Here is a 323-nt window from a genome sequence, read left to right on the forward strand (position 1 = left end):
CAATGCAAAGTGGCATGGATGTTTTATATGCTGGGGTTGTTTCTACTCCAATGATTGCTCATTATTCTAAATCAAAGGGAATCGTTGGGGTCATGGTGACCGCTTCACATAATCCTTATCAAGATAACGGGATTAAACTGTTTAATGAAGGCGTTAAAATGAATGAAACAGAAGAAGTGATTGTTGAAAAGTATATTGATGAAGAACTAAATTTAGAAAAAATTGTCTTTGGTAGTTTTAATCCAGTCGATATAACATCTCATTATGAAACCCTTTATGAATCATTTAAAGCCAACACGACAAACCAAAGCGTAACCATTGAC

General features: G+C 34.4%; 1 pseudogene. It reads left to right on the forward strand.

Annotated features, from left to right (window positions below):
• Positions 1-323, forward strand: a pseudogene (locus ABCO64_RS10445) (hypothetical protein); the annotation flags it as partial.

The organism is Methanocalculus natronophilus, assembly GCF_038751955.1.
Lineage (GTDB): Archaea > Halobacteriota > Methanomicrobia > Methanomicrobiales > Methanocorpusculaceae > Methanocalculus > Methanocalculus natronophilus.